Here is a 3,479-nt window from a genome sequence, read left to right as displayed (position 1 = left end):
CACGGCGCTGGCCGCTGGCCGCTGCCGTGCTGGCGCGCCGCGGGGGATACTCGAGGGTTGTGGCGGCGCGCGCCCGTTTCTGGGCACAATGCGCCCTCTTGCGCACACGGAACGACAGCATCCATGACATTGGCAGCGATCCTCGCAGCGACCCTGGTCGCCGGCATCGGCAGCGTGTGGCTTGCCGAAGCGCTGCTGCGCCTGGGCGTGGCCCGCGGGCGCGTGGGGCCGGAGCACCTGCTGAGCCTGGCGGCGGGCGCCCTGCTGGCCACGGCCTTCATGCACCTGCTGCCGGAGGCTTTCGAGGGGGCGGCGCGTCCGCAGGTCCTGTTTGCCACCCTGCTGGTCGGGCTGGTGTTCTTCTTCCTGCTCGAGAAGGCCGAGCTGTGGCACCACGGCCACGAGCACTGGGCCGGTGCGCGGCACGGCCATGCCGCGGAAGACGGGCATGCGCACGCGGACCATGGCCCTCACCATCATCACGACGACCACCAGCATCACCACCACGGACGCGGTGGCGGCTGGACCCTGCTGACGGGCGACAGCGTGCACTGCTTCGGCGACGGGGTGCTGATCGCCTCGGCCTTCGTGGCCGACATGCGGCTGGGCTGGGTGGCGGCGCTGTCGGTGCTGGCGCACGAGGTGCCCCACCACGTGGGCGATCTGGTGGTGCTGCGCCAGCGCGGCGGGGCGCGCAACGTGGCGCTGCTGAAAGTGTCGCTGGCCGGCGCGGTCTCGGCGCTGGGCGGACTGGTGGGCTACTTCATCGTGGACCGCTGGCAGGCGGCGCTGCCGTACTTCCTGGTCGTGGCCTCGAGCAGTTTCATCTACGTCGCCCTGGCCGACCTGATCCCGCAGCTGCAGCGGCGCCTGCCCGCGGTTCAGGCGCTGGCGCAGGTGGCGTGGCTGGCGGCGGGCATCGGTGCGGTCACGCTCGCCAGCCTGCTGGCGCACGGGCTGGAGCACTGAGGCGCGAGCAGGCGCCGATGCCGCCGGCCTTCAGTCGTTGAGGGCTTCCCGCACGGCGGCCATCTGCCGGCGCGAGACGGCCAGCGGCTGGGTCAGCCCCTGCAGCCGCACCGCCCAGCCTTCCGGCTCGCCGCCGCTGCCATCGTGGCGCACCAGCGCGCGCAGCGCATGGCGTGCGACCAGGGTGTTGCGGTGCACGCGCAGGAAATGCCCCGGGTGGCGCGCCTCCAGCTCGGTCAGGGCGTCGTCGATCACGTAGCTGCGCGCCAGCGTGCGCACCGTCACGTACTTGAGCTCCGCGCGCAGGTACAGCACTTCGGACAAGGGCACGCGCTCGGTGCGCCCCGGCTCCTGAATCAGCAGCACCTCCTCCTGGGGCGCAGGCGGCGCAGTTGCCAATCGGCTGTGTCCCCGGGTGCTGCGCTCGGCCTTGGCCAGCGCCTGCTGCAGGCGCTCGCGCCGCACCGGCTTGGTCAGGTAGTCGACGGCGTCGAGCTCGAAGGCGTCCACGGCGTGGTCGGCGTGCGCCGTGACGAAGACGATGGCCGGCGGCGCCGGCAGGCGCTGGATCTCGTGCGCCAGCGCCAACCCGTTCATGCCCGGCATATGGATGTCCAGCAGCGCCACGTCCACCGGCCGGGCCGCGGGCGTGCCGAGCAGGGCCAGGGCCTCGGCGCCGTGCTGCGCCTCGCTGAGCTGCAGGCCAGGGTCGAGTTCATGCAAGAGGCGGCGCAGTCGGCTGCGCGCCAGGGTTTCGTCGTCCGCGATCAGGATGTGCATGGCAGGGAAGGGGCGTGCGCCACGGGCTGCTGTGCAGCGATCTTAGGCGCTCGGCGGTGCTTCCCGTTCGCTGCGCGCAAGATCCCAGAACACCCGGCCGACCCAGGCCATAGCCACCACCGCTGCCAGGCCCATCAGCCAGTGGCCCAGGCGCTCCTGGTCGCCCAACAGGTAGGCGTTGCACAGGCGCAGGGGCGAATCGACGTACAGCTGCCCGACGACGAAGCTCATGGGCAGCACGTTGCCCAGGAAGAAACCCTGCACCACGCGCCCGGCGGGCCGCCACGACAGGCGCAGCATGGCCCCTGCCAGCACGAGCGCTGTGAATTTCAACGCCTCGATCGCCGGTTCGCGCAGCGCCAGGTCGAGCACGCGTGGCACCATCAGCACGGCCAGCACCAAGGCCGCAAGAACCAGGCCGCTGATGCCATGGGCGTTCCAGCGTGCCAGGCGGGTGCGCGCGCCTGCGGGCAGGGGGGCGGCGACCAGGTGGCCCGCCAGCAGCAGCAGGCCGAACTGCAGCACCATGTGGCGCCACATGCTGGCTTCCAGCAGCGTGCGCATTGCGGGAAGCGCGAGCAGGGCCAGGAGCAGCGCACCCGCGATGCCCTGGACGGGCGCTGTCGCCAGGGGCGCCAGCCGCCTCAGGGCGGGCCGGGCATGCAGTGCGGGCGTGCATGTGCTCACGAGGCGCCCTCCTGCCGCGCGAGGTGGCGCGCGTAGTCCAGCGCGAGCTGCTGCTCCGCCAGGTCGAAGACGCGGCGCATGCGACCGCTGCGGTCGAACACCAGCAGGGCGGCGTTGTGCTCGAAGTCGCCGCGCCAGTCGGGCACGACCACCACCCCCAGGCGGCGCAGCAGCGCCTGCTCCTCGCGCGCGTCCGGCACGCGCACGAAGCGCCACAGGCGCGGGTCGGCGCCCAGGCCACGGCCGTACTCGGCGAGGGTCGCCGGATCGTCGCGCGCGCCGTCGAAGCTGATCGACAGCAGCCGCACTCCCGAGGCCGCGCCGGCCTCGGCATCGGCCTGCAGCGCCGCCTGCAATTGCTGGAAGCTCGCCCCCAGCGACAGGCAGATGGTCTCGCAGTGGGTGTAGAAGAAGTCGACGATGGTGGCACCGGCCGGAGCCGGGCCCTCGCCCTCCAGCAGCGCCTGCAGGCTGGCGTGCGCGCCGTCCGCATCCTGCACCTGCACCGCGGGCACAGGCACCGGGCGCAGCGCCACCTCCAGGCGGCGCGCGCCCTCGTCGGTCCAGACCTGGAAGTCGTGCGTCAGCCAGGCCGCGGCCGCCCAGCCGCACACGGCGAGCAGCACGCTCAGGAAGGCGGTGCGCAGCACTGCGTGGGCTACTCCTGCGTCAGCGCGTGCAACGCGGCCTCGCCCTCGAAGGGTGTCTTGCGGTCCGCGGTGGCGGTGCGCTCCCGCTCGAACAGTCCGGCCTCCACCGCCTCGGCCTGGTTCGACCAGCTGCTGCGGATGTAGCTGGCCACGCCGGCCAGCTCGGCATCGCTGAGCTGGGCGAAGGCCGGCATGGCGCCCTGGTACTTGGTGCCGGCGACGGTGATCTCGCCGTTGATGCCGTGCAGCAGGATGTTGGCGAGCACGCGCGTGTCGCCCGTCACCCACTCCGAACCGTCGAGCGGCGGAAACACGCCCGGCAGGCCCTTGCCGTTGGCCTGGTGGCAGGCCGCGCACTGGGCGGCGAACAGCGCCTTGCCGTCCACCGCCGCG

At 72.7% G+C, this 3,479-nt stretch carries 5 protein-coding genes; 1 reads left to right on the top strand and 4 read right to left on the bottom strand.

Going from position 1 to position 3,479, the window contains the following annotated elements:
• Nucleotides 1-123 precede the first annotated feature (123 nt).
• Entirely contained in the window at nucleotides 124-969 is an 846-nt protein-coding gene (locus A612_RS02755; RefSeq protein ID WP_019373075.1) for a ZIP family metal transporter, read from the top strand.
• A 30-nt stretch (nucleotides 970-999) separates the two neighbouring features.
• Here A612_RS02755 and A612_RS02750 read toward each other — a convergent pair whose 3' ends face one another.
• The 4 genes from A612_RS02750 to A612_RS02735 form a co-directional block, all read right to left on the bottom strand.
• Entirely contained in the window at nucleotides 1,000-1,749 is a 750-nt protein-coding gene (locus A612_RS02750) for a LytR/AlgR family response regulator transcription factor (RefSeq protein ID WP_019373074.1), read from the bottom strand.
• Between the two features lie 42 nt (nucleotides 1,750-1,791).
• Nucleotides 1,792-2,436 carry a hypothetical protein gene (locus A612_RS02745; protein ID WP_019373073.1) on the bottom strand — a complete coding sequence of 215 codons (645 nt, stop codon included), beginning with the start codon at nucleotides 2,434-2,436 and terminating at the stop codon, nucleotides 1,792-1,794.
• Entirely contained in the window at nucleotides 2,433-3,086 is a 654-nt protein-coding gene (locus A612_RS02740; protein WP_019373072.1) for an SCO family protein, read from the bottom strand. The genes A612_RS02745 and A612_RS02740 overlap by 4 nt, the downstream gene beginning before the upstream one ends.
• Nucleotides 3,087-3,094: 8 nt before the next feature.
• On the bottom strand, nucleotides 3,095-3,479 hold a 385-nt coding region (locus tag A612_RS02735; RefSeq protein ID WP_019373071.1), incomplete at its 5' end, for a c-type cytochrome.

This window comes from Melaminivora alkalimesophila (assembly GCF_000282995.1).
Lineage (GTDB): Bacteria > Pseudomonadota > Gammaproteobacteria > Burkholderiales > Burkholderiaceae_C > Melaminivora > Melaminivora alkalimesophila.
This window is presented reverse-complemented; position numbering and strand designations above follow the sequence as displayed.

What these genes read in the sequence shown, in the direction of transcription:
- A612_RS02755 (WP_019373075.1), top strand. Translation starts at nt 124, where the DNA reads ATGACATTGGCAGCGATCCTCGCAGCGACCCTGGTCGCCGGCATCGGC.
- A612_RS02750 (WP_019373074.1), bottom strand. Translation starts at nt 1,749, where the DNA reads ATGCACATCCTGATCGCGGACGACGAAACCCTGGCGCGCAGCCGACTG.